Here is a 26,467-nt window from a genome sequence, read left to right on the forward strand (position 1 = left end):
TATTGAGGCCCCAGCCCGGTATTACGGAAAAGACGCGCGACCTAGAATGACAACAAGCAACGAGACTGATCGCAAGAAATTGAGCCTGTCCGGTAAGAAGCTTTCCCTCGGAAAGTCTGCCGACACGGATCAAGTTAAGCAGAGCTTTTCCCACGGGCGCTCCAAGACTGTTCAGGTCGAGCGGCGTAAGAAGCGTACCGGTGGTCCCGGTGGTTTCGGAGGCGACGCGGGTGGCTTGAGCGCTGAGGAGCGGGAACGCCGGACGCGGGCGCTGAAAGAGGGCTTGCGTCAGCAGGAGGAGGCCGCGACGGCCGCCGCCGCTGCGGCTCCGGCAGTAACTGAGGCTGCTGTTGAAGCTGCCGCTGAGCCGGCACCGGCACCCGAGCCTATTGACCGGCGTCAGGCTGAACTTGAAGAAATGCGCAAGATCGCGGATGCCGAAGGTAAGGTCCGCGACGAGGAAGCCGCGCGGCTCGCCGAAGAGGCTGCAGCACGCGAGGCCAAGCTCAAGGCTGAACAGGCCGCGGCACGGCCTGCGGAATCCCGGAATGCTCCAGCAGCACGCGCGGTGGATCCGGCGCAACCTGCACCGGCTGCCGATGATGATGATGGCCGGCGCGTCAAGCGCCGCACCTCCGGTGCTCCTGGCCGCCCGTCCGGTGCCCCGGCTACTCCGGATCGGCGCCCGGCGCCGACCCCGAACCGGCGTGGCGAACAGCGTCGCCGGTCCGGTAAACTTACCGTTTCCCAGGCGCTGGATGATCGTGGTGGCGAACGCTCCCGTAGTCTTGCGTCCGTGCGCCGTGCCCGCGAACGCGAAAAGCAGCGGCTGCGGGAAGAGGGTGGCGAGCAGGCCAAGCAGATCCGTGATGTGGTCATTCCGGACGCAATTACCGTCCAGGAACTCGCGAACCGTATGGCCGAACGTGCTGGCGACGTGATCAAATCGCTCATGAAAATGGGCATGATGGCGACCATCACGCAGTCTATCGACAGCGACACGGCCGAACTGGTTGTTGCCGAGTTCGGGCACCGTTCCAAGCGCGTGTCCGAGTCCGACGTTGAACTTCAGCTCCAGGGCAAGGACGATGCTCCTGAGGACATGCAGCCCCGTGCGCCGATTGTCACGGTCATGGGCCATGTCGACCACGGCAAGACCTCGCTGCTCGACGCTCTCCGGCGCTCCGATGTGGCTGGTGGTGAAGCTGGCGGCATCACCCAGCATATCGGCGCCTATCAGGTGACCGTGCCGTCCGGCGCGAAGATCACTTTCCTCGACACGCCGGGCCATGAAGCTTTCACTGAGATGCGGGCCCGTGGTGCCAATGTCACGGACATCGTTGTCCTGGTTGTAGCGGCCGATGACGGCATTATGGCGCAGACTGTTGAAGCCATCCGGCATGCGAAAGCGGCTGGTTGTCCGATCATCGTCGCTGTCAACAAGTGCGACCTTCCGGACTCCGACCCGAGCCGCGTGCGTCAGGAACTCCTGCAGCACGAGATCGTGGTCGAAGAAATGGGTGGCGATGTTCTGGCCGTGGATGTTTCCGCGAAGACCAAGGCTGGTCTCGATAAGCTTGAGGAAGCCATCCTTCTGCAGTCCGAGGTTCTTGAAGTCAAAGCCAACCCGGATCGCCGCGCCGAGGGTGCCGTGATCGAGGCTAAGATGGAAAAGGGGCGCGGCAGCGTCGCGACCGTCCTCGTTACCAAGGGTACGCTCAATGTTGGCGATATCTTCGTTGCCGGTGCCGAATGGGGTCGGGTGCGAGCGCTCCTGGACGATCGCGGCCAGCGTACGGACAATGCCGGTCCGAGTATTCCGGTTGAGGTTCTTGGCCTGCAGGGTACGCCGGTCGCCGGCGATGAATTTGCGGTGGTCGAGACTGAAGCCCAGGCACGCGAGATTGCCGAATACCGGCAGCGTGTGATGCGCGAGAAGTCGGCTGTTGCCGGCGCGCGTGGCTCCGTCGAGCAGATGCTTTCGGCCATCGCGGCCGGTCAGGCCGAGGAATTGCCGGTGGTCATCAAGACCGACGTGCATGGCTCCCTCGAGGCAATCCGGTCGACGCTTGAGAATATCTCCAACGATCATGTTGCCGTGCGCATTCTGCATGGCGCTGTTGGTGGCATCAGCGAGTCCGATGTGGCTCTGGCGAAAGCCTCCGGTGCACTGATCATTGGCTTCAATGTCCGGGCCAACCCGCAGGCGCGGGACATGGCGCAGCAGGAAAATCTCGAGATCCGTTACTATTCGATCATCTATGAGCTGATCGACGACATCAAAGCGGCACTCACGGGCATGCTGTCTCCGGATCTCAAGGAAGAGTTCCTTGGAAATGCGGAAATCCGCGAGGTCTTCAACATCACGAAGGTCGGCAAGGTCGGCGGCTGTATGGTCACCGAGGGCATGCTCCGGCGTGCGGCCAAGGTCCGTCTGCTGCGCGACAGCGTGGTGATCCACGAGGGCACACTGAAAACTCTCAAGCGCTTCAAGGACGAGGTCAAGGAAGTCCGCGAGGGTTACGAGTGCGGTACCGCCTTCGAGAATTACAACGATATTCAGGCTGGCGATCTCATCGAGTGTTTCGAGGTGAAGGAAGTCGCACGGAGCCTGGAATCAGTCCAGCGGGCCAGCACCTCGTCCTAAATGGCGGGGTTTGACTGTCATTCAGTCTGACGGGAGCTAAAAATGGTTGGATCGCACCCTGATAAGGCGGCGCGGCGTGGACGAGCGCCGTCGCAACGTCAATTGCGCATCGGCGAAGAAGTACGCCATGTGTTGGCTGGCGTATTTCAACGCGGTGATTTACACGACCCTGAACTCGAAGGCACGTCGATCACGGTGAGCGAGGTTTCGGTAAGCCCGGACCTGCGCAACGCCAATGTGTTCGTCATGCCTCTCGGCGGCAGCAACGTGGACGATGTGCTTGGCGGGCTAAAGCGCGCGGCACCGTTCTTACGGACCATGCTGGCAAAACAAATGTCGCTGCGTACCGTGCCGCGCCTCCGCTTTATCATCGATAACGCGTTTGATACTGCCAATCGGATCAACGAGGTTTTTCAGAACCCGGTGGTCCGCGCAGATCTTGAGAAGAATGACGACGAGACGGACGAGGGTGGCAATGGCGCGTAGGAAACGCGGCAACCTGGTCAATGGCTGGGTCATCCTGGATAAGCCGTCTGGTGTGACTTCGACTCAAGCGGTGGCCGCTGTTCGGCGCGTTTTCGACGCCCAGAAGGCGGGACACGCCGGAACCCTCGATCCGCTGGCGACCGGGATTCTGCCAATCGCTCTTGGCGAAGCGACGAAAACCGTGCCTTTTGTGATGGATGCCTCGAAGGAATATACCTTCGAAGTGACCTGGGGCGAAGAACGGACCACGGATGACCTTGAAGGCACCGTGTGCGGTAGCTCGGATGTTCGTCCGGGTGTCGACGAGATCAATGCCGTGTTGCCCCAGTTCCAGGGTGTCATTACTCAGGTTCCGCCGATATTTTCCGCCGTCAAGATACAGGGCCAGCGGGCTTATGATCTGGCGCGTAAGGAAGTGCCGGTCGAAATCTCACCACGTGAAGTGCGGATTGATTTCTTTGATCTGGTCGAGGCGCTTGACGCAGACCATGCGTTGTTCCGTGTCGGCTCTGGCAAAGGCGCTTATATGCGAAGCCTTGCGCGGGATGTTGCCCGTGCTGCTGGGACTGTCGGGCACATTTCGATGCTGCGTCGGCACCGTGTCGGCCCGTTCCTCGAAGCGGATGCGATTTCGCTGGATTCCTTGAAGGCTTTGGAGCATAGTCCCGCCGCTTTCGAGCACCTATTACCGGTAGAAACAGCGCTAGACGGCATCCCGGCGCTGACTCTTGCCGGTGCAGAGGCAAATAAACTCAGATGCGGTCAGTCCGTCCCGGTCTTCCGGGCCATGGATCTTGATCGTTTCGGAGATCTTCGGGAAGGCGACATAATGTACGCTGTTTCCGGGGGCAGTCCCGTTGCGATCGGACGGATCGACGGCGGCTGTATTTGTCCGATGCGCGTACTCAACCTTTGACCTAGGAGTATTCGATGTCGATTACGCAAGAGCGCAAAACTGCGCTGATCGAACAGTATGGCCGCAAAGAAGGTGATACCGGTTCCCCCGAAGTTCAGGTTTCGATCCTGACCGAACGGATTGTGAACCTTACCGAACACCTGAAGACCCACAAGAAGGACTTCCATTCCCGTCGTGGGCTCCTGATTATGGTTGGCCAGCGCCGCCGTCTGCTCGATTATCTGAAGAGCAAAAATGTCGAGCGCTATCAGGTCATCATCAAGGAACTGGGCCTGCGCCGCTAATCCATGCAGCACTGCCAAAAACAGTAACGCGTCCGCCCTGCGATTTCCGTGGGGCGGTTTGCGTTTCTGAAGGGCTTTCTGGATCGCCATATTGGGTTTGACGCCCTTGGCGATCCATGCGATTGAAGGCCCGCTCAATAGAGGAAAAAACCGAAGAACCGTACCGATGAGACACCGATAAATATGAGCCGTGTGTCACCTCGTTCGACCCTATGTTCGGTAACCATGGGCCCTTGGCCATTTCTCCCGCGCTCCGTTGAGGCGACGCGTTCGAAGAACTGGACCGGATTGCTCCATTCCGCACCAAACACAGGACAGAATGAGGATCGGATCCGAGCGGTTCGGCTTTGAAGGAAAGCTGAATGTTTCAGATACATAAAAAAGAGATCGACTGGGGCGGGCGCAAGCTGACGCTCGAGACCGGTAAAGTTGCGCGTCAGGCCGACGGCGCCGTCATGGCGACGATGGGCGAGACGACTGTTCTATGTACCGCTGTGTACGCGCGGCAGCCGAAGCCGGGGATCGATTTCTTCCCGCTGACCGTGAACTACCAGGAAAAGACCTTTGCCGCTGGCAAGATCCCAGGCGGCTTCTTCAAGCGCGAAGGTCGTCCGACTGAGAAAGAGGTACTGACCTCCCGCCTCATCGACCGTCCGATCCGCCCGCTGTTCGTCAAGGGTTTCAAGAACGAAACGCAGGTTGTCTGCACCGTTCTGTCCCATGACCTTGAAAATGATCCGGACGTTGTCGCCATGATCGGCGCCTCCGCCGCGCTGACGATTTCCGGTGTGCCGTTCCTCGGCCCGATTGCGGCTTGCCGCGTCGGTTATAAGGATGGCGAATACATCCTGAACCCGCGCCAGAGCGATCTGCCGGATTCCGATCTCGACCTGATGCTCGCCGGTACCCAGGAAGGCGTGCTCATGGTTGAGTCCATGGCTTCCGAGCTGTCCGAAGAGATCATGCTCGGCGCCGTCAGTTTCGGACACAAGGCGTTCCAGCCTGTCATCGATGCGATCATCGATCTGGCTGAAGAGTGTGCCAAGGAGCCGATGGATCTGCCGGCCGAAAGCGAAGATCTCGGCCGCGTGCGCGATGCACTGAAAGCCGGTATCTCGGCTGACATGACCAAGGCCTATGCAGAGCCGAACAAGACCCAGCGCCAGCAGAACGTTTCTGTGGTTCGGGAAAAGGGCCTGGCCCTGTTCGAGGACGCCGCAGACAAGGATCTGGCCAAGGGCCTGATGAAGGGCATTGAAGCCGATGTCGTCCGTGGTGCGATCCTGAAGACCGGACAGCGGATCGACGGTCGCGACACCAAGACGGTGCGCCCAATTGTCTCCGAAGTTGGTATTCTGCCGCGTGCCCATGGTTCTGCTCTGTTCACCCGTGGTGAAACCCAGGCTCTGGCAGTCGCCACCCTCGGCACCGGTCAGGACGAGCAGATCATCGATGCGCTCGAAGGCGAATATCGCGAGAACTTCATGCTGCATTACAACTTCCCGCCCTATTCGGTCGGTGAAGCGGGCCGCATGGGGTCCCCGGGGCGCCGTGAAATCGGTCACGGCAAGCTAGCGTGGCGCGCGGTGCGTCCGCTGCTTCCCTCCAAGGAAGCATTCCCCTACACCATCCGCGTGGTCTCCGAGGTTACGGAATCGAACGGTTCCTCCTCGATGGCGACGGTCTGTGGCACCTCCCTCTCTCTGATGGATGCGGGTGTTCCGCTGTCTTCGCCGGTTGCCGGTATTGCCATGGGCCTGATCAAGGAAGGCGATGACTACGCCGTCCTGTCAGACATCCTCGGTGACGAAGACCATCTCGGCGACATGGACTTCAAGGTCGCAGGTACCGAGAACGGCATCACGTCTCTGCAGATGGATATCAAGATCACCTCGATTACCGAGGAAATCATGAAGATCGCACTGGATCAGGCGAAAGACGGCCGGGTCCACATCCTGGGTGAAATGTCCAAGGCTCTGACATCTTCCCGTGAAGGTGTTTCCGAGAATGCGCCGCGGATCACCACGATCAGCGTCCCGACCGACAAGATCCGTGAAATTATCGGCCCAGGCGGGAAGATGATCCGTGAAATCTGCGAGACCACGGGCGCCAAGATCGACATCGATGACGACGGTACAGTGAAGGTTGCGGCGGTCGATACCGCTTCCACCGAAGCTGCTCTGGAGCGGATCCGTTACATCGTCGCGGAGCCGGAAGTCGGTGTGATCTATAAAGGTAAGGTCGTGAAGACCGTCGATTTCGGCGCCTTCGTGAACTTCCTCGGTGCCAAGGACGGCCTTGTTCATATCAGCGAGCTGAAGAGTGAGCGGGTTGGCAAGACCACAGACGTGGTCAATGTCGGCGATGAGGTGAAGGTGAAGGTTCTCGGCTTCGACGATCGTGGCAAGGTCAAGCTGTCCATGAAGGTCGTGGATCAGGAAACCGGTGCCGACCTTTCCGAAGCAGAAGCGTAAGAGCTTTTACTGATGAGCCTCCGGCTGTCCCGCTTTGTCGGACATCGCGGGATTGCCGCGGAGGCTCCTGAAAACACATTGACCGGCTTCCGCCTTGCGGCGGAGGCCGGTTTTTCGTGGGTTGAGTTCGATGTGATGTTGAGTGCGGACGACGTGCCCGTACTGCACCATGACGAGGAGCTTGGCCGCACGAATGACGGCGCAGGGCCAGTAACGGCTCAACCGCTGACAGGGCTTAGGGCCCTCGATGCTGGCGCCTGGTTCGACCTTGGCTTTGCGGGTGAGCGTATCCCGACTTTCGAGGAGGCGATCTCCTGCTGCCGAGCTCTGGAGCTGTCCATGAATGTGGAAATCAAGCCGACTAAGGGTCGCGAAGTGCGTACTGCCGAGCTGGTCTCGGAAATGCTCAACGATCTTTGTCCGGACCTGACAGACCGGATCATCGTTTCCAGTTTTGTGCCGGATTGTTTGCGGATCGCACAAGAAAAAGCCCCGGACTTTCTCCGAGGCTATCTGTCAGATAATATGGCAAAGGGTTGGCAAGAAGAAGCTAAGGGTCTTGGGTGTTACTCTGTCCACCCGAACCATGCCTGCCTGGATGCTGCGCTAGTTACGGCTATCCATGACGCGGGCTTCCGCATTCTCACCTACACGGTGAACGACCCGGAGCGGGCTGCGACCCTCATTGGCTGGGGTGTGGATGCGGTCATTACCGATGAACCCTTGGATGCCGCTGTGCTGGCTTGAGTTGCTCGGCCAGCATTCATCCGCGCCAGATCCCGCCAATATCCCAGCATGAATACCCGCATGGCTGAAGGAACGGAACTGGAGCCACGCGTCCGGTCAATTTCGTTGATCAGCGCCTTGGCATTATAGCCCAGTCTTTTCGAGACAAGATCGAACATCGACCATTCCTCAGGATGGAGGCAGATGCTGGTACGTCTGCTTTCCAGACGGAAGTGTCGGCGCACCATACGGCTGGCGTCGCGATCACCTTCTTCAACCGTCTTCAGGGCGGATCCGAGTATGTCTTTACCCTGTTCAGACGATTTCAAGCTATCTGCCATGAGGTGTCTCCAAGTAGTAGGGTCTTTACAATTGTCACTATTCCCAGAAAATTGGGAAAGCGCAAGCGTAAATTGTTCGATATGCTCGCCTAGCGTGTCCATATTGCATACAATCATGCACGATAATCATTTAATATACTGAAAAAAAACAATAAATTTTTTTCGTAAAATTTGATTAAGACTAAATAAGTGAAAATGGATTCCCAGAAATTTGGAAATTGCTTTCCCAGTGAAATGGGAATAAGGTTTTAGGTATGGGCCGATTCAAACAAGCGATATCGAAGCTCGAGGCGGAATTGCGGTACCGCTGTCACCGCTATTACGTCGAGACAGGAATCCGGAAATACAAACTCGCCTCTGCAGCGGGTATATCCGACACTTTGCTCAAAGGCATTGATCGCCCCGATTTCGAGGCGTCGATGAAAACCTTGCAGCGCCTTGACGAGGTTATCCCGGAAGATTGGGAGCCAGCGGGTGCCGGCAGTAGCGGGAAAATCCTGGTACCAGGGCAGGTCGATCCGGTTATCGGATATAAGGTGTGGGAGAGCGATCTCAGCCGCAGCCGCAAGATTTATGTGCGCGACGAACTCCTGCACGGGCTCGATCCGGACCAGATGGAACGCTGTGCTTTCTATATAGAGAAGGCGCGGGACCAGGAAGGGCGCCTGATCGAAGGAAAATTCAAGATTGAGGTTCTGCGGGCTATTGCCCCACAATGCGCAATCCACGTTTTTGACGTGGGCGAGGAAGATCCCGATAAATATTTATTGAGCACTGGGACGCCGGCACCGGCTTCTGGAAGGGTGCGGATATGACCGGGATGAAGTTCGCGGAGCTTGATGACGAGGCGTTGCGGCGCTGTCAGCTTGAAGACTACCTAGTGTGCCGCGAAACCAAGTGGCCGAATCTTTCGATTGTGCACCGTAACTATGCGCATGGAGAAGAGCGGAACTTCCTTCGGCTGCTATTCCCGTTCGAAGCCAGTGACGGATCGCCGAAAATCCTCAGCATCACGCGTCCGCAATCCTCTGGCCTGGCCGTTGACCTGCTGAAGAAAAAGCTTCCGGGATACGACCTTAAAAGCGGCGACGGTGTTGTCGACTTGCGCAGCCGGCGTACCTGAGGCTCTGTAAAAACCCGTCTCTTCGCGGATCAGTCCGCGTCGCGTTCCGGCTTCGGGATTGCGACGGTATGGAATCCGCCATCCACATAGTGAATTTCCCCGGTCACGCCTGCCGACAGGTCACTCAGTAGATAGAGGCCTGCCTGCCCGACTTCGGTGAGGCTTGCGTTGCGCTTGAGCGGTGCGTTGGCCTCGGCGAAGCGGAATGTATGGCGGGCATCGGCGATGGCCGAGCCGGCGAGGGTCTTCATCGGGCCGGCTGAGATCGCGTTCACGCGTATTCCGTGCTCGCCGAGGTCGGCGGCCAGATAGCGGACGCTCGCTTCCAGGGCAGCCTTGGCCACTCCCATGACGTTGTAGTTCGGCGTCGTGCGGTTGGCACCGAGATAGGACAAGGTCAGCATGCTGCCGCCGTCCTTCATCAGAGGCCAGGCGCGTCGGGCGATATTCGTGAAGGAGAAGCAGGAGATATCCAGCGTGTTGAGGAAATTATCCCGCGAGGTATCTGCGTAGCGACCCTTCAGCTCACCCTTGTCTGAATAGGCGATGGCGTGCAGCACGAAGTCCAGGCCGCCCCAGGCGGTACCGATTTCATCGAATGCTCGGTCAAGCGCGTCGTCATCGGAGACGTCGCACATCACTGCCAGCGGTGAGCCGACGCTCTCCGCCAGAGGATGAACCCGCTTTTTAAGGGACTCGTTCTGGTATGTGAACGCCAGTTGAGCGCCTTGCGAGGCTGCGGCTGCGGCGATGCCCCAGGCGATCGAGCGGTCGTTGGCGACCCCCATGATCAGGCCACGCTTGCCTGCCATCAGGCCTTTGTAAGGTGCCGATTCCGCGTCACGCTGATCGGCTGTATCGTCAATCAGGTCGGTCATCCCGGTCGCTCCGCTATCAGGCGTCGTATTTCTGGAAAGCTAGGACTGCGTTGGTGCCGCCGAATCCGAAGCTGTTCGACATGGCAACACGTAGACCGGCATTGTCCACGCGTTCCCGCACGATCGGCATATCCTCAACCTCGGGGTCGACGGTTTCGATATTGGCCGAGGCTGCGATGAAATCGTTCTTCATCATCAGAAGTGTGTAAATTGCCTCGTGAACGCCAGTCGCGCCTTGTGAGTGACCGCTCAGGGATTTTGTTGAGCTGATCGGCGGGATTTCATTCCGATTCTTGAAGACCTCGCGGATGCCTTCCAGCTCGATCGTGTCGCCGACCGGCGTACTGGTGCCGTGGGCGTTGATGTAATCGACCGGTCCCTCGACGTTTTTCAGGGCCATCTGCATGCAACGCACGCCACCTTCGCCGGAGGGCGCAACCATGTCTGCACCGTCGGATGTGGCGCCGTAACCAACGATCTCGCCATAAATCTTGGCCCCGCGTGCTTTCGCATGCTCAAGCTCTTCAAGAATGAGGACTCCGCCACCGCCGGAGATAACGAATCCGTCGCGGTTGGCATCGTATGCGCGCGATGCTTTGTCGGGGGTATCGTTGTACTTCGAGGAAAGAGCGCCCATTGCGTCAAACAGGACGGAGAGCGTCCAGTGCAGCTCTTCGCCGCCGCCGGCCAGCATCACGTCCTGCTTGCCCATCTGGACCATTTCAAACGCGTTGCCGACGCAGTGCGAGCTGGTCGAGCAGGCGGAAGAAATGGAATAGCTCAGACCCTTGATCTTGAAGGCCGTCGAGAGCGTAGCGGAGTTGGTGCTGCACATGACCCGAGGCACCATGTAGGGGCCAACCCGTTTCGGACCTTTTTCGCGTGCGGTATCGAATGCCTGCATCATGTTGGAGGTCGACGGGCCGCCGGAGCCCATGACCATGCCGGTCATCGGGTTGCTGACGTCGCCAGGCTCCAGGCCCGCATCTTCTATCGCCTGCTGGGCTGCGATGTAATTGTAGGCGGCGCCGTTGCCCATGAAGCGCATCAGCTTCCGGTCGATATGCTCCGACGGGTCCAGCTTGATCGAGCCATGGACGTGGGAGCGGAAACCGAGATCGGCATAGTCCGGCGCGAATTCTATGCCGGATTTGCCGGCACGCAGAGAGGCGGTGACTTCATCAGCATTGTTGCCAATGCTTGAGACGATTCCGAGACCGGTGACGACGACGCGACGCATATCAATTTGCCCCTTCGGTTGCCGTGTTCTGGAATAGCCCGACGCGGATGTCTTTGGCTTCGAAGACTGTGACGCCATCGCAATCCACGCGACCGTCGGCGATCCCCATATAAAGCTTGCGCATGATCACGCGCTTGAGATCCAGCGTGTAGGTCAGCTTTTTTGCGGACGGCAGCACCTGGCCGGAGAATTTAACTTCGCCGACGGAGATCGCACGGCCAGAACCGGGCCCGCCCATCCAACCGAGCGTGAAGCCGAGCAGCTGCCAGAGAGCATCCATGCCGAGGCAACCCGGCATCACCGGGTCGCCGACGAAATGGCAATCGAAGAACCAGAGGTTCGGCTTGATGTCATATTCGGCCGTGACTGAGCCCTTGTCATAGGCGCCGCCGCTGGTCGAGAGGTTGGTGATACGGTCGAACATCAGCATCGGCGGCATCGGAAGCTGCGCGTTCCCGGGGCCGAAAAGCTCTCCCTTGGCGCATTTGATCAGGTCTTCGTAACCGAAGCTGTTCTTTTCCTTGAAGTCCAACAATGCCATTCCTTCCCGTACGCCAGCGCTTATTGTCAGGCGGGACCTTGTTCGGCCCCATAATAGACTGCAACCGCGCGACCGCGCCATCTCTCACATTTCATGCACCGCCTACCCTAAATATGGTAGTGAGCGCAAGCAATCACGTGGCGTAAGATGCCCGATGACTTGACATATGGGATGGATTAACGCTCTGTCTTAAGATTGTGGTGCCTGAGTGGTGAGACCCCGAGAGACCGAATGGGATACCGGGAATGAGTAGTGCTGAAACCCATAGCGAAACGCAGAGCCTGTCCGGGCGCCTGACCAAGGCCGGATTGCGCCCGACGCGTCAGCGTCTTGCACTTGCGGATCTGCTCTATGCGGCAGGCGACCGACACGTGACGGCGGAGCAGCTTCATAAGGAAGCCGGCGAAGCCGGGATCACGGTTTCGCTCGCCACGGTTTACAACACTTTGCATCAGTTCACCGGATCCGGCCTGCTTCGGGAAGTCGTGGTCGAGTCAGGTCGTTCCTATTTCGATACGAACACCACCGACCATCACCATTTCTTCGTTGAGGACGAGTTGCGCCTGACGGATATTCCTGCGGAGAGAGTTGGCTTCGTCAATCTTCCCGATGCGCCGGAAGGCACCGAAATCGAGCGGGTCGATTTGATCATTCGTCTGAAGGCGAAAGAACTTTAGGCTGGGGCAGGTCAGGCGCGCCTAGCGCAGTGACTCGTCTACCCGAATTCCCCAGATCGCCGATCTGTGCACCCAGCCGCTGAGGCCGGATACTTCGATCTCGCACCATTCCCGTGCGCAACTTTCCAGCCAGGCGATGACGCCGGGTTCCAGATGGGCCACTGCCGGTGCGCTGTTCGCGGATTCGCGCCGGAGAGTCCGGTTGCGGCCAATCACCAGAACAGAGCGTCGTCCAGACAGCATGCTCTGATGCACCCAACCCTCGGTGCCTTCAAAATCCCGTACCTTCCGCCAGTTTTCGAACTCGGAAACAATCTCGACCGGCATATTCTCCCGGACGAATACCCAGTCCACCGGATACCGTACCCCGGGCCCGGTCCTGACATTGACCTCTTCGGCCTGGAGCGTGACATAGCGGGGGATCGGCAGGCCTGTGACGCTGCCAACGGTCTCCGCCCGAACGGCACTGTTCTGGCCGGCCAGCAGCAAGGTAGGCACGATCAACAGGCCGATGATCAGCGATAGTGGTTTCAGAAACATAGTGCGTACCCCGGATTGACGGCTCATCTTATCACTACAACTGGAGTGGTAGTAAGAGGGGCGAGGCTAAATAGCCTAGATACTTGCCGCTTTGTGGACAATTCACCGGACGCCTGATATTTCCCGGAAGAACAGGGTATCGGGGCGAAGGATAAATCCCATGACAACCAGCAAGCCGCTTGTCATCGTCACGCGGAAGCTACCGGATCCGGTGGAGACCCGGATGATGGAGCTATTCGATACGCGGCTGAACATGTCGGATGAGCCATTCTCGCGCGAACAGCTGAAAGCGGCCATGGCGGAAGCGGACATCCTTGTCCCGACCGTGACCGACAAACTTGATGCGAAACTGATCGAGGCGGCGGGTCCAAGCCTGAAGCTGATCGCCTCCTTCGGCACCGGGGTCGACCATATCGATGTGCCAGCTGCCAAGAAGAAGGGCATCATCGTCACCAACACCCCCGGCGTGCTGACCGAGGATACGGCGGACATGACCATGGCGTTGATCCTTTCGGTGCCGCGCCGCCTCGTTGAGGGCGAAAAACTCGTGCGTTCCGGGAAATGGGAAGGCTGGGGGCCGACGGTTATGCTTGGCCACCGGATTCACGGCAAGCGCCTCGGCATTATCGGAATGGGTCGGATCGGTCAGGCGGTGGCGAAACGGGCCCGCGGGTTCGGATTGTCGATCCATTATCACAACAGACGTCGCCTGCACCCGGAGGCGGAGCAGGAGCTGGAAGCGACCTATTGGGACAATCTGGACCAGATGCTGTCCCGGATGGATATCATTTCGGTGAATTGTCCGCGCACGCCGGCCACCTATCACATGCTGAATGCGCGGCGGCTCTCGCTGCTGCAGCCGCACGCCTATCTGGTCAACACCTCGCGTGGCGAAGTGGTGGACGAGGAGGCGTTGGTGCAGGCGTTATCGAACCGGGATTTCGCGGGCGCGGGTCTGGATGTTTTCGAGCACGAGCCGCAGGTCGACCCGAAGCTGCTGCAGCTCTCCAACGTGGTGCTGCTGCCGCATATGGGCTCGGCGACGATCGAGGGGCGGATCGATATGGGTGAAAAGGTGATTGTGAACGTGAAGACGTTCGTCGACGGTCATCGGCCGCCGGACAGGGTGTTAGAGCTCGAGTTCTAAGCGCCTCGGCTTACTGTTAACCTACTGGCCGAAAAACGCGCTGGCGTCGCCGGAGCCGACCATTACGCCAATCAGAACCAGACTCAGAACCAGTGTGATTCCGAGAAGGGGCGGCCCCCAAGACCCGCTGGCCTGGAGATCGGCTTCGCTCGGCACAACGCCGTTGCTGCCGGTTCTGTTTTCTGTTTGATGCCCGTTCATGACTTTCTTCTCCTAGCCGACCCGCATTCCGCCCTATTGCGGAATCAGTCGTGTCCTGATCATTCTCAATTGGTAAGATAAAGATATGGTAACCGACCGGATTATTTCCAATCCGTTATCGATCATCGACGTGGCATATAACACATGCTGAACAGGACCGAATTAAGGCGGTGATCAGGCGATTTCGCGGATTGTCGGGTCAGTACCGCAGAGTGCGCAGTCCGGATTGCGGGTGGCTTTCATCTTGCGGAAAGTCGGACCGAGCGCGTCATAGATCAGCAGGTGGCCGGACAGGCTGCTTCCGAGATCGAGCAGTTCTTTCAGAACTTCGGTGGCCTGCAGTGTGCCGATAACACCGGCGACCGCGCCGAGAATGCCAGCCTCCTCGCAGCGGGGGATCATCCCGGCCGGCGGTTCGGTCGGGAACAGGCAGCGATAGCAGGGCTCGCCCGCATGACCCGGCACGCCTCCCCGGAAGGTCGCCAGTTGACCCTCGAAGCGCAGCAGGGAGCCCGAGACCAGCGGCTTACCGGCAAAATAGGCGGCATCGTTGACGAGATAACGGGTGGCGAAATTGTCACTGCCGTCGGCGATCAGATCGTAATCGGCGAAAAGCGTGGCAGCATTCTCGGCGGTCAGTCGCTCCTCGTGCCGGTTTACCTGAATACCGGGATTGATCCGGGCGACCGACTCCGCCGCTGACGCGACCTTGGAGATACCGACCGAGGCGGTGCCGTGAGCGATCTGGCGTTGCAGGTTGGTCAGGTCGACTTCATCGTCATCGACCACGCCGAGGGTGCCGACCCCGGCTGCGGCGAGATAGAGCAGCAACGGCGAGCCGAGTCCGCCCGCGCCGATCACCAGGACGCGGGAGGTGAGAAGGCGCTCCTGCCCCTCCTCGCCGACCTCGTCCAGGATCAGATGGCGGGCATAGCGATGGAACTGTTCGTCGTTCAGTTCCATATCGCTTATTCCCCGAGGCCCTCGAACAGGGCGGTCGAGAGGTAGCGTTCGGCAAAGCTCGGGATAATAACGACGATCCGCTTGCCTTCCATTTCCGGGCGCTTGCCGACTTCGAAGGCGGCGGCAAGGGCGGCTCCGGAGGAAATGCCAGCCGGGAGACCCTCAATGCGAGCCGCCTCGCGGCTCGTCTCGATCGCGGCCTCGTTGCTGACCTTGATGATCTCGTCATAGATCTTTGTGTCGAGGATTTCCGGCACGAAACCGGCACCGATCCCCTGGATTTTGTGCGGCGCCGGGCTGCCACCGGACAGCACCGGGCTGGCTTCCGGCTCGACCGCGACGACCTGGAGCTTCGGATTCCGCTGCTTCAGGACGCCGCCGGCGCCCGTGATGGTACCGCCGGTGCCAATACCTGAGACGAAAGCGTCGATGTCGCCATCGGTATCCGTCCAGATTTCCTCCGCTGTGGTGCGGACGTGGATATCCGGGTTAGCCGGGTTCGCAAACTGCTGCGGCATGTAGGAATTCGGAGTCTGCGCCGCCAGTTCTTCTGCCTTCGCGATGGCTCCTTTCATGCCGAGAGGCGCTTCTGTCAGCACGATTTCGGCGCCGAGGAACGCCAGCATCTTGCGGCGCTCGATCGACATGGATTCCGGCATGGTCAGGATGAGCTTGTAGCCCTTGGCAGCCGCCACGAAGGCAAGACCGATGCCTGTATTGCCGCTTGTCGGCTCGATAATGGTGGCGCCGGGTTTCAGCTCTCCGGAGGCTTCGGCCGCCTCGATCATCGCCTTGCCGATCCGGTCCTTTACCGAGGCCAGCGGATTGAAGAATTCGAGCTTGGCAAGGATGTCCGCCTTGACGCCCTTGGCCGCTGCCAGCTTGGACACGCGGACGAGAGGTGTGCCGCCAATCGTATCGAGAATGCTGTCGTAGATTTTTCCGCGGAATTCGGTTGCGCTCATCTGATGGTCCTCCCTCGGGGATGTCCTGTCCTGCTCAAGCTGGTCAATCCCGCCCGGCTCTTAAACGGTCGGTAAGGAACAAGTGTGTGCGTGTTCGCGCGCCAGCGCCCGTTTAGTCGCGCCTAACCGGTACCGGTGGAGCCGAAGCCGCCGCTTCCGCGCGCCGTCTCGTCCAGCTCTTCGACTTCCTGCCAGCGCGCCTGGATCACCGGGGCGACCAGCATCTGGGCGATGCGCATGCCACGGGTCACGGTGAAAGGTACCTGGCCGTGATTGATCAGGATAACGCCGATCTCACCACGATAATCCGCATCGATCGTGCCGGGTGTGTTCACCTGGGTCACGCCGTTGCGCAGGGCGAGGCCGGAGCGTGGCCGCACCTGAGCCTCGAAACCCGGCGGCAGGGCAATGGACAGGCCGGTCGGAATCAGTGCGCGCTCGCCCGGCGCAAGAATGACATCCTCGGAAATCGCGGCCATCAGATCCATGCCGGCGCTGTCGGGCGTCTGGTATTCCGGCAGCGGAAGATCGGCGCCGTGCGGCAGGTGGCGGACGCGGACGTCAACAGTGGCGGTAGTCATGCCGTGAAATGCTCCGTGATGCGGGCGGCGAGCTTTGTCGCCACCTCTTTCTTGGTCAGGGTGGGCCAATCCTCGGCGCCGTCCCCGGTGATCAGGTGAATGGTGTTGGCATCCCCGCCGAAGGTGCCCGTCGCCGGGCTGACATCGTTGGCCAGGATCCAGTCGCAGCCCTTGCGGGCACGTTTCTCGGTGGCGTGCGGGATGACGTTTTCCGTTTCGGCAGCGAAACCAATGACCAGCGCGGGCCGTTTGCCGTCGAGCCCAGAAACCGTCTTCAGGATGTCTGGGTTTTCCGTCATGGAGAGCGCCGGTATATCCCCGCTGCCATTCTTCTTCAGCTTCTGTGTCGCTTCCTCGGCCATCCGCCAGTCGGCGACGGCGGCGGCGAAGACGGCAATATCGGCGGGCAGGGCGGCTTCAACCCCGGCCAGCATCTGCCGCGCTGTCTCGATATGCCGGACGGTGACGCCTGCCGGATCGGGCTCGCGCGTCGGGCCCGTCACCAGCGTCACCTCTGCACCTGCCGCTGCAAGCGCTGCCGCAATGGCATGGCCCTGCTTGCCGGAAGACCGGTTGGCGATATAGCGCACCGGGTCGATCGGCTCATATGTCGGCCCGCTGGTGACAACGGCGCGTTTGCCCGCCAGAGGTTTTGCCGCCGGGTCGAGCTGCGCCGCGACGGCCTCGGCAATTGCCGCCGGTTCGGCCATGCGCCCCGGCCCGAATTCACCGCAGGCCATGTCGCCCTCGTCAGGCCCGATGAAGGAAATGCCTCGCTCGGCCAATACGTCTACGTTCTCCTGCGTCGCCGCATGGGTCCACATCCGGACATTCATCGCCGGGGCGGCCAGCACGGGCGTGTCGGTCGCCAGCAGCAGGGTGGAGGCCAGATCGCCCGCCAGCCCGGCCCGCATCTTAGCCAGCAGGTCGGCCGTGGCAGGTGCAACGACGATCAGGTCGGCGGAACGGGAAAGCTGGATATGCCCCATCTCCGCCTCGTCTGTGAGGGAGAAGAGATCTTTATAGACCTTGTCTTCGGTCAGCGCCGACAGGCTGAGCGGCGTGACGAATTCCTCGCCCGCCTTGGTCAGCACCGCGCGCACGGCAATACCGCGCTTGCGCAGCAACCGCACCAGCTCCAGCGCCTTATAGGCGGCAATGCCGCCGCCGACGATCAGCAGAACCCGTTTGCCGGAGGCCATAAGCCTATCCTCTTGAAATCAGTTGTCGCGGCGGACTCTAGGTCCGGTCTGGGGCGGTGGCAAGATGTCGGCACGCTAATGCCTTGCTCTCATCCTGACTTAATCAGCCGAAGAGCAGTGCCGCGACAGCGATTGCGAGCGCCAGCCAGACCGGCCAGAAGGAGCGGCGGCGCTTCGCGCTCTCCTCGGCGAAGCGGGCAACGGTATCGGGGTGGAGCTTAACCCCGCCCTCGGTCAGCGAGCCCATGACCTTGTCGGCGGTCTCGACCATCTGCGGCAACCGTTCGGCAAGGGCGATGGCGTGGGAGGCGGCTTCCCTGATCCGAGCCTGGGGACCGCGATGCTCCAGCATCCAGTCCTGGATCATCGGCCGGGGTAGCTCCCACATATTAACCTCGGGATTAAGCGTCCGGCCGACGCCTTCCGCCACAACCATGGTCTTCTGCAACAGCAGAAGCTGGGGTTGGGTTTCCATCTCGAACTGCTCGGTGATCCGGAACAGCTGGGCCAGCAGGCGGGCGACGGAAATCTCGTGCAGTGGCCGGCCGAGCAGTGGCTCGCCGATGGAGCGGCAGGCCTGGGTGAAGGCGTCGATACTCTTGTGTGCGGGCACGTAACCGGCCCGGAAATGCACCTCGGCGACCTTGCGGTAATCGCCGGTAATAAAGCCGGTCAGCATATCGGCGAGGAAATAGCGGGTCTTCTGGTCCAGCCGTCCCATGATGCCGAAATCGACGGGCACGACGCGGCCCTCGGCGTCCACGAAAGCGTTGCCCGGATGCATGTCGGCATGGAAGAAGCCGTCGCGGAACACCTGATTGAAGAAGGCGGTGGCGGCTCGGCGCAGGATCTCGGTCGGCTCCAGACCCTGTTCTATCAGTGTCTCCAGATCGTCGATCCGCGTGCCGTGCACCCGTTCTATGGTCATCACCCTAGCGGTGGTCCGGCTCCAGTTGACCAGAGGTACCCGGAAGCCCGGATCATCGGCGAAATTCTCGGCGAGCTCGGACGCGGCGGCGGCCTCCATGCGGAGATCCATCTCCATCTCGACGGATTCGGCGAAAAGTTCGATGACCTCGACCGGCTTCAGGCGGCGGATCCAGGGCCAGTGCTCTTCCAGCAGCTCTGCGATCCAGTGAAACAGATCAAGGTCGCGGGCGAACCGTTTCTCGATATCGGGCCGGAGGATCTTGACCGCGACTTCCTCGCCGTCGGTGGTGACAGCGAAATGCACCTGGGCGATGGACGCGGCGGCGACCGGTTTCTCGTCGAAGCTGCTGAACACCTCGTCGATGGGACGGCCGAGCTCTTCCTCAAGTGTCTGTTTGGCGACGGCGACCGGGAAGGGCTTCAGGCGGTCCTGCAGGCGGGAAAGGTCGTGCGCCTGCTCCTCGCCGATCAGATCGGACCGTGTGGCAAGGGACTGACCGAATTTGATAAAGCTGGGGCCGAGGGCGCTGAGGGCTGCCGCCAGTCGCTCCCCTGGGCGCAGCCGGTCATAGCGCCGGTCCCGAAACAGCAGCACGAAGCGCGCGGCAAAGGCGAGCGCTGGTGCTTGCGGAATGTTGGCGAGCGGCTCCAGGGCCCCGTACCGGGAGAGAATCCAGGCCGAACGGCAAAGACGGACGAGGTTACGAAGAGCGCGCCACATATCTAATCAGATCTTCCAGGCGGAGTGGATGGCTGCGATACCGCCGGAGAGGTTGCGGTACCGGATGCGTCCGAAGCCGGCGGCCTCGATCCGGTCAACGAAGCGCTCCTGATCGGGGAATTTCCGGATGCTCTCGGCGAGATATAGATAGGCGTCGCGGTCGTCAGCGACACGGGCGCCGATTTCTGGGAGCACCTTGAAGGAATAGAAATCATAAACCGGGTCGAGCGCCGGCAGGGCGAGGCGGCTGAATTCGAGACACAGGAAGCGCCCGCCCGGCTTCAGCACGCGCCGCGCGTCGCGCAGGGCGGCGTCGATATCGGTGACGTTCCGAAGGCCGAAGGCGATGGTATAAAGATCGACCGAATTGCTTTCGATCGGCAGCATCTCGGCATTGCCGACGGCCCAAGTCAGATCCTCGATGCCGTTTTCCGCCGCCCGCTCGCGGCCGACGGTGAGCATCGCTTCATTGATATCGCAGACAATGACCGGTCCGCCGCCGCGCTTCCGGTAGCGGAAGGCGATATCGCCGGTGCCGCCGGCGACGTCCAGCAGGGTGAGATCCGGGCGCGGTGCCACCCAGTCCATCAGCGCGGCCTTCCAGAGCCGGTGGATGCCGAGGCTCATCAGGTCGTTCATCAGGTCGTAGCGTCCGGCGACCGAGTCGAAAACCTCGCGGACAAGCCCGGCTTTCTCGCCGACAGGCACATCCTTGAAGCCGAAATGAGTGGTGGCGTTCTCAGTCATCGCGCAAATCCCGCTGCCGGTCAGGGGCGATCCCAAGAAACGCCCCACCCGTGATCTAGCCCAGAGTGAGCGGCAATCCAACAGGAGAAGCAATGGTCGTCCGGTGTCATCCGGTCGCGCTTGCCGATACCTGCCCGCTCCCGTACAGAGAAACAAGATACGGAAACGAAGGAGTATGGCGTGCCGGAACTGCCCGAGGTGGAAACCGTGATGCGCGGCCTGCAGCCCTTCATGGAGGGTAAGCGGCTGGCGCGTGTGGAGCAGCGTCGGCCGGATCTGCGCTGGCCGTTTCCAGAGGATTTCGTTGCCCGGCTCGAAGGTCGGCGGGTCGCAAGCATGTCGCGGCGGGCAAAATACATGCTCGTCCATATGGAAGACGGCACGGTGCTGATCTGGCATCTCGGCATGTCGGGCCGGGTCACGATCGAAGAGACCCGCCCTGCTGAGTTTGACCGGCACGACCATGTCGTTTTTACCACAGAGGACGGCACCGTGATCCGGTTCAACGATCAGCGCCGGTTCGGCTCGATGGATCTCGCAGCGGAGGCCGAACTTCCGGCTCATAAGCACTTCGCCGGGATGGGGCCGGAGCCGCTTTCGAATGCCTTTAACGGCCCGTCGCTGGCCGCCGCCCTGAAAGGCAAGCAGACGCCGATCAAGGCAGCTTTGCTGGATCAGAAGGTCGTCGCGGGGCTCGGCAATATCTATGTTTCCGAAGCGCTTTTTCGTTCCGGGATCTCCCCCTTGCGCAAGGCCACCAACGTGCAGGGTGCGCGGGCCGAACGGCTGGCGGGGGATATCCGGGAAGTGTTGCTGGCTGCGATCCGTGCTGGTGGCTCCACGCTTCGGGATCATGCCCGGCCGGACGGGGAGCTTGGCTATTTCCAGCATGAATTCGCCGTCTATGACCGCGAGGGGGCGACATGCCCGGTGGAGCCCGGTCACGGGCCGATCCGCCGTATTGTCCAGTCCGGCCGATCCACTTTCTATTGTCCACGCTGCCAGCGGTGAGGTAGAAGCTGCCATTATGTCTATCCGGCAAAACAACAAGCGCGGGTCCGTACTCCGGGCGCTTCGGCTCCTAGTCAGAGTGTTTGTCTTGGTTCTGCTGCTGGCATCTGGACGGGCAGGATTGGCGGCGGACGGCTTTGTGGAGGGCTTTGCCGACCTGCCCCTGATGCCCGGACTTGAGCAGATACCAGACGCCTCGCTGGCATTCGATGCCGCCAGCGGACGGATCGTGGTTGCCTTCGCTCGCGGTCCTGTGCCCGTTGCCGGGATTCAGTCTTTTTATGCGGAGACCCTCGGCCAGCTCGGCTGGACCAGGGCGGACGAGAATACCTACCAGCGCGAGGGGGAGAGCCTGACGCTGGACTTCACACCGGACGGCGAGGATACGCTGGTCCGGTATTCCTTATTGCCTAGATGACCGGCGGGCTTGTCCCGCCGGCGCGCAACGGATGAATAGGAGCGATCCGATGGCATATGAAAACATTCTGGTTGAGAAGAAGGGGGCCGTCGGCCTCATTACCCTGAACCGGCCTAAGGCGCTGAATGCCCTGTCCAGTCCGCTGATGGCGGAGCTGAGCAAGGCGCTCGCCGATTTCGAGGCGGATGACGAGGTCGGCTGCATGGTGCTGACTGGCAGCGAGAAGGCTTTCGCCGCTGGCGCCGACATCAAGGAGATGCAGAGCAAGAGCTTCACCGATGTGTTCAGCCAGGATTTCATCACCAGCGGCTGGGAAGACCTGACCGATTGCCGCAAGCCGGTGATCGCCGCGGTTTCCGGTTACGCGCTTGGAGGTGGCTGCGAGGTGGCGATGATGTGCGATTTCATCCTCGCAGCCGACACGGCGAAGTTCGGCCAGCCGGAAATCACCATCGGAACGATCCCGGGTGCCGGCGGCACGCAACGTCTGACCCGTTTCGTCGGCAAGTCCAAGGCCATGGAAATGTGCCTGACCGGTCGCATGATGGACGCAGAGGAAGCGGAGCGTGCGGGACTTGTGAGCCGCGTCGTTCCGGCTGCTGATCTGCTGGACGAAGCCCTCAAGGTGGCGGGCAAGATTGCCTCTCTCTCGCGTCCGTCGGTGTTTATGGCGAAAGAGGCGGTCAACCGATCCTACGAGACCACACTGGCCGAAGGTATCAACTTCGAACGGCGGCTGTTCCATGCCACCTTCGCGACCGAAGACCAGAAAGAAGGGATGTCGGCATTTGCGGAAAAGCGGCAGCCTAGTTTCAAGAACCGCTGATTCTCAAATCAGTCGGATTTACGCGGTTGACGCGACGAGGGACTCTCGTCTATAAGCCGCCCTCTTGAATTTCCGCGCATCGAGCTGGGATTAGAAGCAAATGGCGCAACATCAGTCTGCCAAAAAACGTATTCGCCGTAATGACCGGCGTCGGGTTATGAACCACGCCCGGATCAGCCGTATTCGTACCTTCGTCAAGAAGGTCGAGCTGGCGATCGACAGTGGGGACAAGGAAGTCGCTCAGGCCGCGTTCAAAGCAGCGCAGCCGGAAATGCAGCGTGGGGTGACCAAGGGTGTACTTCATCGGAACACCGTGTCGCGCAAGCTGTCGCGTCTCTCTGCCCGGATCAAGGCGATCTCCGCCTAACAACGGACGTCCTGACGAATATTTTAAGTGGAAGCCGCACCTTCTGGGTTGCGGCTTTTGCTTGTTTCGGCCTTCGGTACGGCGTTGGTACGCGTGAAACCCTCGTCATTCTTTGGTTACATTTTTATTGAAATTTTGCAGCAAAAAGACCGTCTAAATTTTGTGGTGAGAGCGATCTGAGCGACTGGGATTTATGAAAATTACAATAAATTCAGTAGATTAGGGGTGTCTTTCCGATAGGTGGAATGCAAAGGCAATGTCATCTTTGAAGGACGGAATTCAAGGCGTTGATTCAAAGTAGAGATTGATTCTGTCAAGGAAAAGATCAGCGGTTTAGGCGAAAAAAAATCGTCATTTTGGATAGAGTCACGGTTGCGCACCGAAATGCACTTGGGTAGTTTGACTTCCTACTGCCGAGCCGGAGTTTAAGAAAAAATGAAAACGATTATTGAAAACTTCAGGCTTGGTATTCGATTAACGCTGCGGTTCGACAGGGCTTTCGGAAAGAGAGCCAAGTAAAACCTTAAGCGTTTCTAAAGATTTATTTCGCACAGCCCGAAGAGTGCAAGAAATCGCGGGGCGATTTCCTCTGGGGAAGCTGTGTCCGGAACGTGAATTTTCCGGCCGGCTGGTCGTTACATCGGATGGGGCTCTGAGATGACCAGAATCGTGCAGGAGAAGGGGTCGAGAAGAGGTTTGAATGTGTGGGGTGAATCCGGGCCGCAACGAACGGTCGCCGGGGGTCAGGACATGACAGCCGGTATTTCGAGCGATCACGAGCTGTGTTGGGCGCGTGTGCGAGGCAGACTCCGGACAGAACTGGGTGATGCGGTTTTCCGGAACTGGCTGAAGCCACTGACCTTCGAAGGTATCGATGAAGGCACGGCGATCATGCGGGCGCCGAGCCCCTTTGTTCGCGACCGTGTCCGCTCGCAATATTCCGATCGGCTGCGGGCCATCTGGTCGGTCGAACATCCCGATGTTCAATCCATCGCTATCTTTGCATCGAGTCGCGGCAGGTCTGAGAGCAGCCGCGACGAGTCTGCGGATGCCGCGTTGGAGGCCGGTGTGGCCGAGCCGGTGCGGAGCACCGCCGCGCTCAAAGCACCCGCTGTTCACGGATTCTCCGGGTCGGAGGAGCGTCCGGACTTCGAGGCGCCTCTGGATCCCCGCTTTACGTTCGATAATTTCGTTGTCGGCAAACCGAACGAATTGGCTTTTGCCGCAGCGCGCCGGGTCGCCGAGAGCGAGACCGTGCCGTTCAATCCGCTGTTCCTTTATGGCGGGGTCGGTCTTGGTAAGACCCACCTCATGCATGCCATCGCCTGGCATGTCCGGCAGAGGCACCCGAACCGGCGTGTGATCTATCTGTCCGCCGAAAAATTCATGTACCAGTTCATCCGCGCGTTGCGTTTCCGCGACACGGTTGCTTTCAAGGAGCAGTTCCGTTCGGTTGATCTGCTGATGATCGACGATGTGCAGTTCATCAGCGGCAAGGACTCAACCCAGGAAGAGTTCTTCCACACCTTCAACGCGCTGGTGGACCAGAACCGTCAGGTGGTGATCTCCGCGGACAAGTCGCCGACCGATCTCGAAGGCATGGAAGAGCGGCTGCGGTCGCGCCTCGGCTGGGGTTTGGTAGCGGATATCCATCCGACCAACTACGAGCTGCGTCTTGGCATCATGCAGTCCAAGGCCGAGCGCCTCGGTGTCGAGATGCCGGAGAAGGTGCTTGAGTTTCTGTCTCACAAAATTTCTTCCAACGTTCGCGAGCTTGAAGGTGCGTTGAACAGGATTGTTGCCCATTCGACGCTGGTCGGTCGGGAGATCTCGCTGGAGATGACCCAGGAAGTTCTGGTCGATTTGCTGCGGGCCAATGATCGCCGGGTCACGGTCGAGGAGATCCAGCGCCAGGTCGCGAACCATTTCCAGATTCGGCTTTCCGAAATGCACTCGGCCCGCCGGTCCCGCGCGATTGCCCGGCCTCGGCAGGTCGCCATGTATCTGTCTAAGCAGCTGACCTCCCAGTCACTGCCGGATATAGGCCGGAAATTCGGCGGACGCGACCACACGACGGTGCTGCATGCCGTGCGAAAAATCGAGGAGCTGCGCGGCCTGGACAAGCAGTTCAACGACGATGTCGATCTGCTTCGGCGCATGCTTGAATCGTGATCTTTCGGGCCCCGCGCGAGTGTCGATCATAAAGGGTCAGCAGCGCGAACTTTTTTGCCCTTGAAACTACCGCAACCGCCATGCACTTGTGCTATAGTTTCATGCGCTTGTCTTACGCGGAGGCGCTCGCTCGCCGCTGGGTCGGCGATTGGGGGATCAACTTTCCAGGCGATAAGTAGAAGAATATGAAAATCGTTATTGATCGCGCGGCTTTGCTTAAGCCTCTCGGACATGTCCAAAGTGTTGTGGAACGTCGGAATACAATCCCGATCCTGTCAAACGTGCTGTTAAAGGCCGTTGACGGTCGGCTCAGTCTGAGCACGACCGATATGGATATGGATATTGTCGAATCCGTGGCCTGCGACGTGTCGGAACCTGGTGTCGTAACGGTGCCAGCCCATACCCTTTACGACATTGTGCGCAAGCTGCCCGATGGATCGGATGTAGAGCTCGCCGCGTCCGGCGATGTCAGTCGGGTTACGATCCGTGCCGGCCGCTCCAATTTCTCGCTGCCCGCCCTGATGCCGGAGGAGTTTCCTGCGCTCAGCGGCGATGCACTGCCGAACAGTTTTCTCGTCAGCGCGGCAGATGCCTGCATGCTGATCGACCGGACCCGGTTCGCGATCTCCACCGAGGAGACCCGCTATTACCTGAACGGTATCTTCCTGCATGCGGCGGAAGCCGACGGCGTCAAGGTGCTGCGCGCTGTGGCGACAGACGGTCACCGTCTCGCCCGGGTGCAGATGCCGCTGCCCGAAGGCGCGGCGGAAATGCCCGGTGTCATCGTGCCGCGCAAGGCGGTGAATGAGGTCCGCAAGCTGATCGATGGCGCTGACGGTGACGTCACCATCTCGCTTTCCGATACCAAGCTGCGGGTTTCCTTTGAGGACACGGTGGTTACCACCAAATTGATCGATGGTACGTTCCCGGATTATGAGCGGGTGATCCCGAGCGGAAACGACAAGATGCTTCATGTCGACCGGCAGCGCTTCTCCGAAGCGGTGGATCGAGTGGCAACGATTTCGACCGAAAAGTCGCGGTCGGTGAAGCTTGCGGTCACAAGTGGTCAGCTGACCCTTTCCGCCAGCAGTCCCGATAATGGTACCGCTCAGGAAGAGGTCGAGGTCGATTACAGCGCAAGTGATATCGAGATCGGCTTCAATTCCAAATATCTCCTGGATATCACCGGTCAGATTGAGGGTGAGAAAGCGATCTTTCAACTTGCCGATCAGGCTTCGCCGACGATCATCCTAGACCAGGATGATGAAAGCGCGCTTTACGTGCTGATGCCGATGCGCGTCTGAGGACGGCTCTGTCCCGGGTCACGAGGCCAGCACGAACGG

The 26,467-nt window shown here is 59.9% G+C and carries 27 protein-coding genes; 16 read left to right on the forward strand and 11 right to left on the reverse strand.

The window, feature by feature from the left end; translation table 11 throughout:
• Nucleotides 1-46: 46 nt before the first annotated feature.
• The 8 genes from infB to ABJ076_RS03755 all read left to right on the forward strand — a co-directional run bounded on the left by infB (nucleotide 47) and on the right by ABJ076_RS03755 (nucleotide 8,997).
• On the forward strand, nucleotides 47-2,647 hold the full coding sequence (infB, locus tag ABJ076_RS03720) for a translation initiation factor IF-2 (RefSeq protein WP_348186216.1): 2,601 nt from the start codon (nucleotides 47-49) through the stop codon (nucleotides 2,645-2,647).
• A 42-nt stretch (nucleotides 2,648-2,689) separates the two neighbouring features.
• Nucleotides 2,690-3,133: a 30S ribosome-binding factor RbfA gene (gene rbfA, locus ABJ076_RS03725; RefSeq protein WP_348186214.1), complete on the forward strand. Its 444-nt coding sequence runs from the start codon at nucleotides 2,690-2,692 to the stop codon at nucleotides 3,131-3,133.
• Nucleotides 3,123-4,049, forward strand: coding sequence for a tRNA pseudouridine(55) synthase TruB (gene truB / locus ABJ076_RS03730; protein WP_348186212.1), 927 nt, complete (start codon nucleotides 3,123-3,125; stop codon nucleotides 4,047-4,049). Before rbfA ends, truB begins: the two co-directional genes overlap by 11 nt.
• A gap of 14 nt (nucleotides 4,050-4,063) precedes the next feature.
• The gene (gene rpsO / locus ABJ076_RS03735) at nucleotides 4,064-4,333 is read left to right on the forward strand and encodes a 30S ribosomal protein S15 (protein WP_028466284.1); all 270 of its coding nucleotides are present in this window, start codon (nucleotides 4,064-4,066) and stop codon (nucleotides 4,331-4,333) included.
• Nucleotides 4,334-4,695: 362 nt separating this feature from the next.
• Nucleotides 4,696-6,807 carry a polyribonucleotide nucleotidyltransferase gene (gene pnp / locus ABJ076_RS03740; protein WP_348186209.1) on the forward strand — a complete coding sequence of 704 codons (2,112 nt, stop codon included), beginning with the start codon at nucleotides 4,696-4,698 and terminating at the stop codon, nucleotides 6,805-6,807.
• Nucleotides 6,808-6,819: 12 nt separating this feature from the next.
• Entirely contained in the window at nucleotides 6,820-7,554 is a 735-nt protein-coding gene (locus ABJ076_RS03745) for a glycerophosphoryl diester phosphodiesterase (protein ID WP_348186207.1), read from the forward strand.
• 574 nt (nucleotides 7,555-8,128) lie between these two features.
• The gene (locus ABJ076_RS03750) at nucleotides 8,129-8,689 is read left to right on the forward strand and encodes a hypothetical protein (protein WP_348513291.1); all 561 of its coding nucleotides are present in this window, start codon (nucleotides 8,129-8,131) and stop codon (nucleotides 8,687-8,689) included.
• Nucleotides 8,686-8,997, forward strand: a complete 312-nt coding sequence (locus tag ABJ076_RS03755) for a hypothetical protein (protein WP_348513292.1) — start codon at nucleotides 8,686-8,688, stop codon at nucleotides 8,995-8,997. The genes ABJ076_RS03750 and ABJ076_RS03755 overlap by 4 nt, the downstream gene beginning before the upstream one ends.
• A 29-nt stretch (nucleotides 8,998-9,026) precedes the next feature.
• Here the strand turns inward: ABJ076_RS03755 and ABJ076_RS03760 are convergent, their stop codons facing one another.
• From ABJ076_RS03760 to fabA, 3 genes are read right to left on the reverse strand one after another with little or no spacing between them, the layout of a single operon-like run.
• Nucleotides 9,027-9,875, reverse strand: coding sequence for an SDR family oxidoreductase (locus ABJ076_RS03760; RefSeq protein WP_348186204.1), 849 nt, complete (start codon nucleotides 9,873-9,875; stop codon nucleotides 9,027-9,029).
• 16 nt (nucleotides 9,876-9,891) lie between these two features.
• Nucleotides 9,892-11,115 (reverse strand): beta-ketoacyl-ACP synthase I, encoded by a 1,224-nt coding sequence (fabB, locus tag ABJ076_RS03765; RefSeq protein ID WP_348186202.1) that lies wholly within the window; start codon nucleotides 11,113-11,115, stop codon nucleotides 9,892-9,894.
• Between the two features lies 1 nt (nucleotide 11,116).
• Nucleotides 11,117-11,656 carry a 3-hydroxyacyl-[acyl-carrier-protein] dehydratase FabA gene (gene fabA / locus ABJ076_RS03770; RefSeq protein WP_348186200.1) on the reverse strand — a complete coding sequence of 180 codons (540 nt, stop codon included), beginning with the start codon at nucleotides 11,654-11,656 and terminating at the stop codon, nucleotides 11,117-11,119.
• A 245-nt stretch (nucleotides 11,657-11,901) separates the two neighbouring features.
• Between fabA and irrA the strand changes: the two genes are divergently transcribed.
• Nucleotides 11,902-12,333 (forward strand): iron response transcriptional regulator IrrA, encoded by a 432-nt coding sequence (gene irrA / locus ABJ076_RS03775; protein WP_193172451.1) that lies wholly within the window; start codon nucleotides 11,902-11,904, stop codon nucleotides 12,331-12,333.
• Between the two features lie 21 nt (nucleotides 12,334-12,354).
• Here irrA and ABJ076_RS03780 read toward each other — a convergent pair whose 3' ends face one another.
• Nucleotides 12,355-12,873: an SH3 domain-containing protein gene (locus ABJ076_RS03780; RefSeq protein ID WP_348186198.1), complete on the reverse strand. Its 519-nt coding sequence runs from the start codon at nucleotides 12,871-12,873 to the stop codon at nucleotides 12,355-12,357.
• Nucleotides 12,874-13,033: 160 nt separating this feature from the next.
• On the opposite strand from ABJ076_RS03780, the gene ABJ076_RS03785 reads away from it, so the two are divergent.
• Nucleotides 13,034-14,020 carry a D-glycerate dehydrogenase gene (locus ABJ076_RS03785; protein ID WP_348186196.1) on the forward strand — a complete coding sequence of 329 codons (987 nt, stop codon included), beginning with the start codon at nucleotides 13,034-13,036 and terminating at the stop codon, nucleotides 14,018-14,020.
• A gap of 21 nt (nucleotides 14,021-14,041) precedes the next feature.
• On the opposite strand, the gene ABJ076_RS03790 is transcribed toward ABJ076_RS03785, so the two are convergent.
• The 7 genes from ABJ076_RS03790 to ubiE form a co-directional block, all read right to left on the reverse strand.
• Entirely contained in the window at nucleotides 14,042-14,221 is a 180-nt protein-coding gene (locus ABJ076_RS03790; protein WP_348186194.1) for a hypothetical protein, read from the reverse strand.
• 174 nt (nucleotides 14,222-14,395) lie between these two features.
• Nucleotides 14,396-15,184, reverse strand: a complete 789-nt coding sequence (gene moeB / locus ABJ076_RS03795; protein WP_348186192.1) for a molybdopterin-synthase adenylyltransferase MoeB — start codon at nucleotides 15,182-15,184, stop codon at nucleotides 14,396-14,398.
• A gap of 5 nt (nucleotides 15,185-15,189) precedes the next feature.
• Nucleotides 15,190-16,149 carry a cysteine synthase A gene (gene cysK / locus ABJ076_RS03800; RefSeq protein ID WP_348186190.1) on the reverse strand — a complete coding sequence of 320 codons (960 nt, stop codon included), beginning with the start codon at nucleotides 16,147-16,149 and terminating at the stop codon, nucleotides 15,190-15,192.
• Nucleotides 16,150-16,271: 122 nt separating this feature from the next.
• Nucleotides 16,272-16,730, reverse strand: a complete 459-nt coding sequence (gene dut / locus ABJ076_RS03805; protein ID WP_348186188.1) for a dUTP diphosphatase — start codon at nucleotides 16,728-16,730, stop codon at nucleotides 16,272-16,274.
• Nucleotides 16,727-17,932 carry a bifunctional phosphopantothenoylcysteine decarboxylase/phosphopantothenate--cysteine ligase CoaBC gene (coaBC, locus tag ABJ076_RS03810; protein ID WP_348186186.1) on the reverse strand — a complete coding sequence of 402 codons (1,206 nt, stop codon included), beginning with the start codon at nucleotides 17,930-17,932 and terminating at the stop codon, nucleotides 16,727-16,729. Before coaBC ends, dut begins: the two co-directional genes overlap by 4 nt.
• Before the next feature lie 103 nt (nucleotides 17,933-18,035).
• On the reverse strand, nucleotides 18,036-19,583 hold the full coding sequence (ubiB, locus tag ABJ076_RS03815) for a 2-polyprenylphenol 6-hydroxylase (RefSeq protein ID WP_348186184.1): 1,548 nt from the start codon (nucleotides 19,581-19,583) through the stop codon (nucleotides 18,036-18,038).
• 6 nt (nucleotides 19,584-19,589) lie between these two features.
• The gene (ubiE, locus tag ABJ076_RS03820; protein WP_348186182.1) at nucleotides 19,590-20,330 is read right to left on the reverse strand and encodes a bifunctional demethylmenaquinone methyltransferase/2-methoxy-6-polyprenyl-1,4-benzoquinol methylase UbiE; all 741 of its coding nucleotides are present in this window, start codon (nucleotides 20,328-20,330) and stop codon (nucleotides 19,590-19,592) included.
• 180 nt (nucleotides 20,331-20,510) lie between these two features.
• On the opposite strand from ubiE, the gene mutM reads away from it, so the two are divergent.
• The 6 genes from mutM to dnaN all read left to right on the forward strand — a co-directional run bounded on the left by mutM (nucleotide 20,511) and on the right by dnaN (nucleotide 26,428).
• Nucleotides 20,511-21,341, forward strand: coding sequence for a bifunctional DNA-formamidopyrimidine glycosylase/DNA-(apurinic or apyrimidinic site) lyase (gene mutM, locus ABJ076_RS03825; protein WP_348186180.1), 831 nt, complete (start codon nucleotides 20,511-20,513; stop codon nucleotides 21,339-21,341).
• Between the two features lie 16 nt (nucleotides 21,342-21,357).
• A complete protein-coding gene (locus tag ABJ076_RS03830; protein WP_348186178.1) occupies nucleotides 21,358-21,759 on the forward strand; it encodes a hypothetical protein in 402 nt (133 codons plus the stop codon).
• Between the two features lie 49 nt (nucleotides 21,760-21,808).
• The gene (locus tag ABJ076_RS03835; protein ID WP_323797961.1) at nucleotides 21,809-22,585 is read left to right on the forward strand and encodes an enoyl-CoA hydratase; all 777 of its coding nucleotides are present in this window, start codon (nucleotides 21,809-21,811) and stop codon (nucleotides 22,583-22,585) included.
• 100 nt (nucleotides 22,586-22,685) lie between these two features.
• Nucleotides 22,686-22,952, forward strand: coding sequence for a 30S ribosomal protein S20 (gene rpsT, locus ABJ076_RS03840; RefSeq protein ID WP_323797962.1), 267 nt, complete (start codon nucleotides 22,686-22,688; stop codon nucleotides 22,950-22,952).
• Between the two features lie 750 nt (nucleotides 22,953-23,702).
• On the forward strand, nucleotides 23,703-25,124 hold the full coding sequence (gene dnaA, locus ABJ076_RS03845) for a chromosomal replication initiator protein DnaA (RefSeq protein WP_348186175.1): 1,422 nt from the start codon (nucleotides 23,703-23,705) through the stop codon (nucleotides 25,122-25,124).
• Between the two features lie 185 nt (nucleotides 25,125-25,309).
• Nucleotides 25,310-26,428, forward strand: coding sequence for a DNA polymerase III subunit beta (gene dnaN, locus ABJ076_RS03850; protein WP_348186173.1), 1,119 nt, complete (start codon nucleotides 25,310-25,312; stop codon nucleotides 26,426-26,428).
• Nucleotides 26,429-26,467 lie beyond the last annotated feature (39 nt).

Source organism: Nisaea sp. (assembly GCF_039990255.1).
Lineage (GTDB): Bacteria > Pseudomonadota > Alphaproteobacteria > Thalassobaculales > Thalassobaculaceae > Nisaea.

Excerpts from the sequence above, each read along its gene's own strand:
- infB (WP_348186216.1), top strand. The coding sequence starts at position 47 with ATGACAACAAGCAACGAGACTGATCGCAAGAAATTGAGCCTGTCCGGT.
- rbfA (WP_348186214.1), top strand. The coding sequence starts at position 2,690 with ATGGTTGGATCGCACCCTGATAAGGCGGCGCGGCGTGGACGAGCGCCG.
- truB (WP_348186212.1), top strand. The coding sequence starts at position 3,123 with ATGGCGCGTAGGAAACGCGGCAACCTGGTCAATGGCTGGGTCATCCTG.
- rpsO (WP_028466284.1), top strand. The coding sequence starts at position 4,064 with ATGTCGATTACGCAAGAGCGCAAAACTGCGCTGATCGAACAGTATGGC.
- pnp (WP_348186209.1), top strand. The coding sequence starts at position 4,696 with ATGTTTCAGATACATAAAAAAGAGATCGACTGGGGCGGGCGCAAGCTG.
- ABJ076_RS03745 (WP_348186207.1), top strand. The coding sequence starts at position 6,820 with ATGAGCCTCCGGCTGTCCCGCTTTGTCGGACATCGCGGGATTGCCGCG.
- ABJ076_RS03750 (WP_348513291.1), top strand. The coding sequence starts at position 8,129 with ATGGGCCGATTCAAACAAGCGATATCGAAGCTCGAGGCGGAATTGCGG.
- ABJ076_RS03755 (WP_348513292.1), top strand. The coding sequence starts at position 8,686 with ATGACCGGGATGAAGTTCGCGGAGCTTGATGACGAGGCGTTGCGGCGC.
- ABJ076_RS03760 (WP_348186204.1), bottom strand. The coding sequence starts at position 9,875 with ATGACCGACCTGATTGACGATACAGCCGATCAGCGTGACGCGGAATCG.
- fabB (WP_348186202.1), bottom strand. The coding sequence starts at position 11,115 with ATGCGTCGCGTCGTCGTCACCGGTCTCGGAATCGTCTCAAGCATTGGC.
- fabA (WP_348186200.1), bottom strand. The coding sequence starts at position 11,656 with ATGGCATTGTTGGACTTCAAGGAAAAGAACAGCTTCGGTTACGAAGAC.
- irrA (WP_193172451.1), top strand. The coding sequence starts at position 11,902 with ATGAGTAGTGCTGAAACCCATAGCGAAACGCAGAGCCTGTCCGGGCGC.
- ABJ076_RS03780 (WP_348186198.1), bottom strand. The coding sequence starts at position 12,873 with ATGTTTCTGAAACCACTATCGCTGATCATCGGCCTGTTGATCGTGCCT.
- ABJ076_RS03785 (WP_348186196.1), top strand. The coding sequence starts at position 13,034 with ATGACAACCAGCAAGCCGCTTGTCATCGTCACGCGGAAGCTACCGGAT.
- ABJ076_RS03790 (WP_348186194.1), bottom strand. The coding sequence starts at position 14,221 with ATGAACGGGCATCAAACAGAAAACAGAACCGGCAGCAACGGCGTTGTG.
- moeB (WP_348186192.1), bottom strand. The coding sequence starts at position 15,184 with ATGGAACTGAACGACGAACAGTTCCATCGCTATGCCCGCCATCTGATC.
- cysK (WP_348186190.1), bottom strand. The coding sequence starts at position 16,149 with ATGAGCGCAACCGAATTCCGCGGAAAAATCTACGACAGCATTCTCGAT.
- dut (WP_348186188.1), bottom strand. The coding sequence starts at position 16,730 with ATGACTACCGCCACTGTTGACGTCCGCGTCCGCCACCTGCCGCACGGC.
- coaBC (WP_348186186.1), bottom strand. The coding sequence starts at position 17,932 with ATGGCCTCCGGCAAACGGGTTCTGCTGATCGTCGGCGGCGGCATTGCC.
- ubiB (WP_348186184.1), bottom strand. The coding sequence starts at position 19,583 with ATGTGGCGCGCTCTTCGTAACCTCGTCCGTCTTTGCCGTTCGGCCTGG.
- ubiE (WP_348186182.1), bottom strand. The coding sequence starts at position 20,330 with ATGACTGAGAACGCCACCACTCATTTCGGCTTCAAGGATGTGCCTGTC.
- ABJ076_RS03830 (WP_348186178.1), top strand. The coding sequence starts at position 21,358 with ATGTCTATCCGGCAAAACAACAAGCGCGGGTCCGTACTCCGGGCGCTT.
- ABJ076_RS03835 (WP_323797961.1), top strand. The coding sequence starts at position 21,809 with ATGGCATATGAAAACATTCTGGTTGAGAAGAAGGGGGCCGTCGGCCTC.
- rpsT (WP_323797962.1), top strand. The coding sequence starts at position 22,686 with ATGGCGCAACATCAGTCTGCCAAAAAACGTATTCGCCGTAATGACCGG.
- dnaA (WP_348186175.1), top strand. The coding sequence starts at position 23,703 with ATGACAGCCGGTATTTCGAGCGATCACGAGCTGTGTTGGGCGCGTGTG.
- dnaN (WP_348186173.1), top strand. The coding sequence starts at position 25,310 with ATGAAAATCGTTATTGATCGCGCGGCTTTGCTTAAGCCTCTCGGACAT.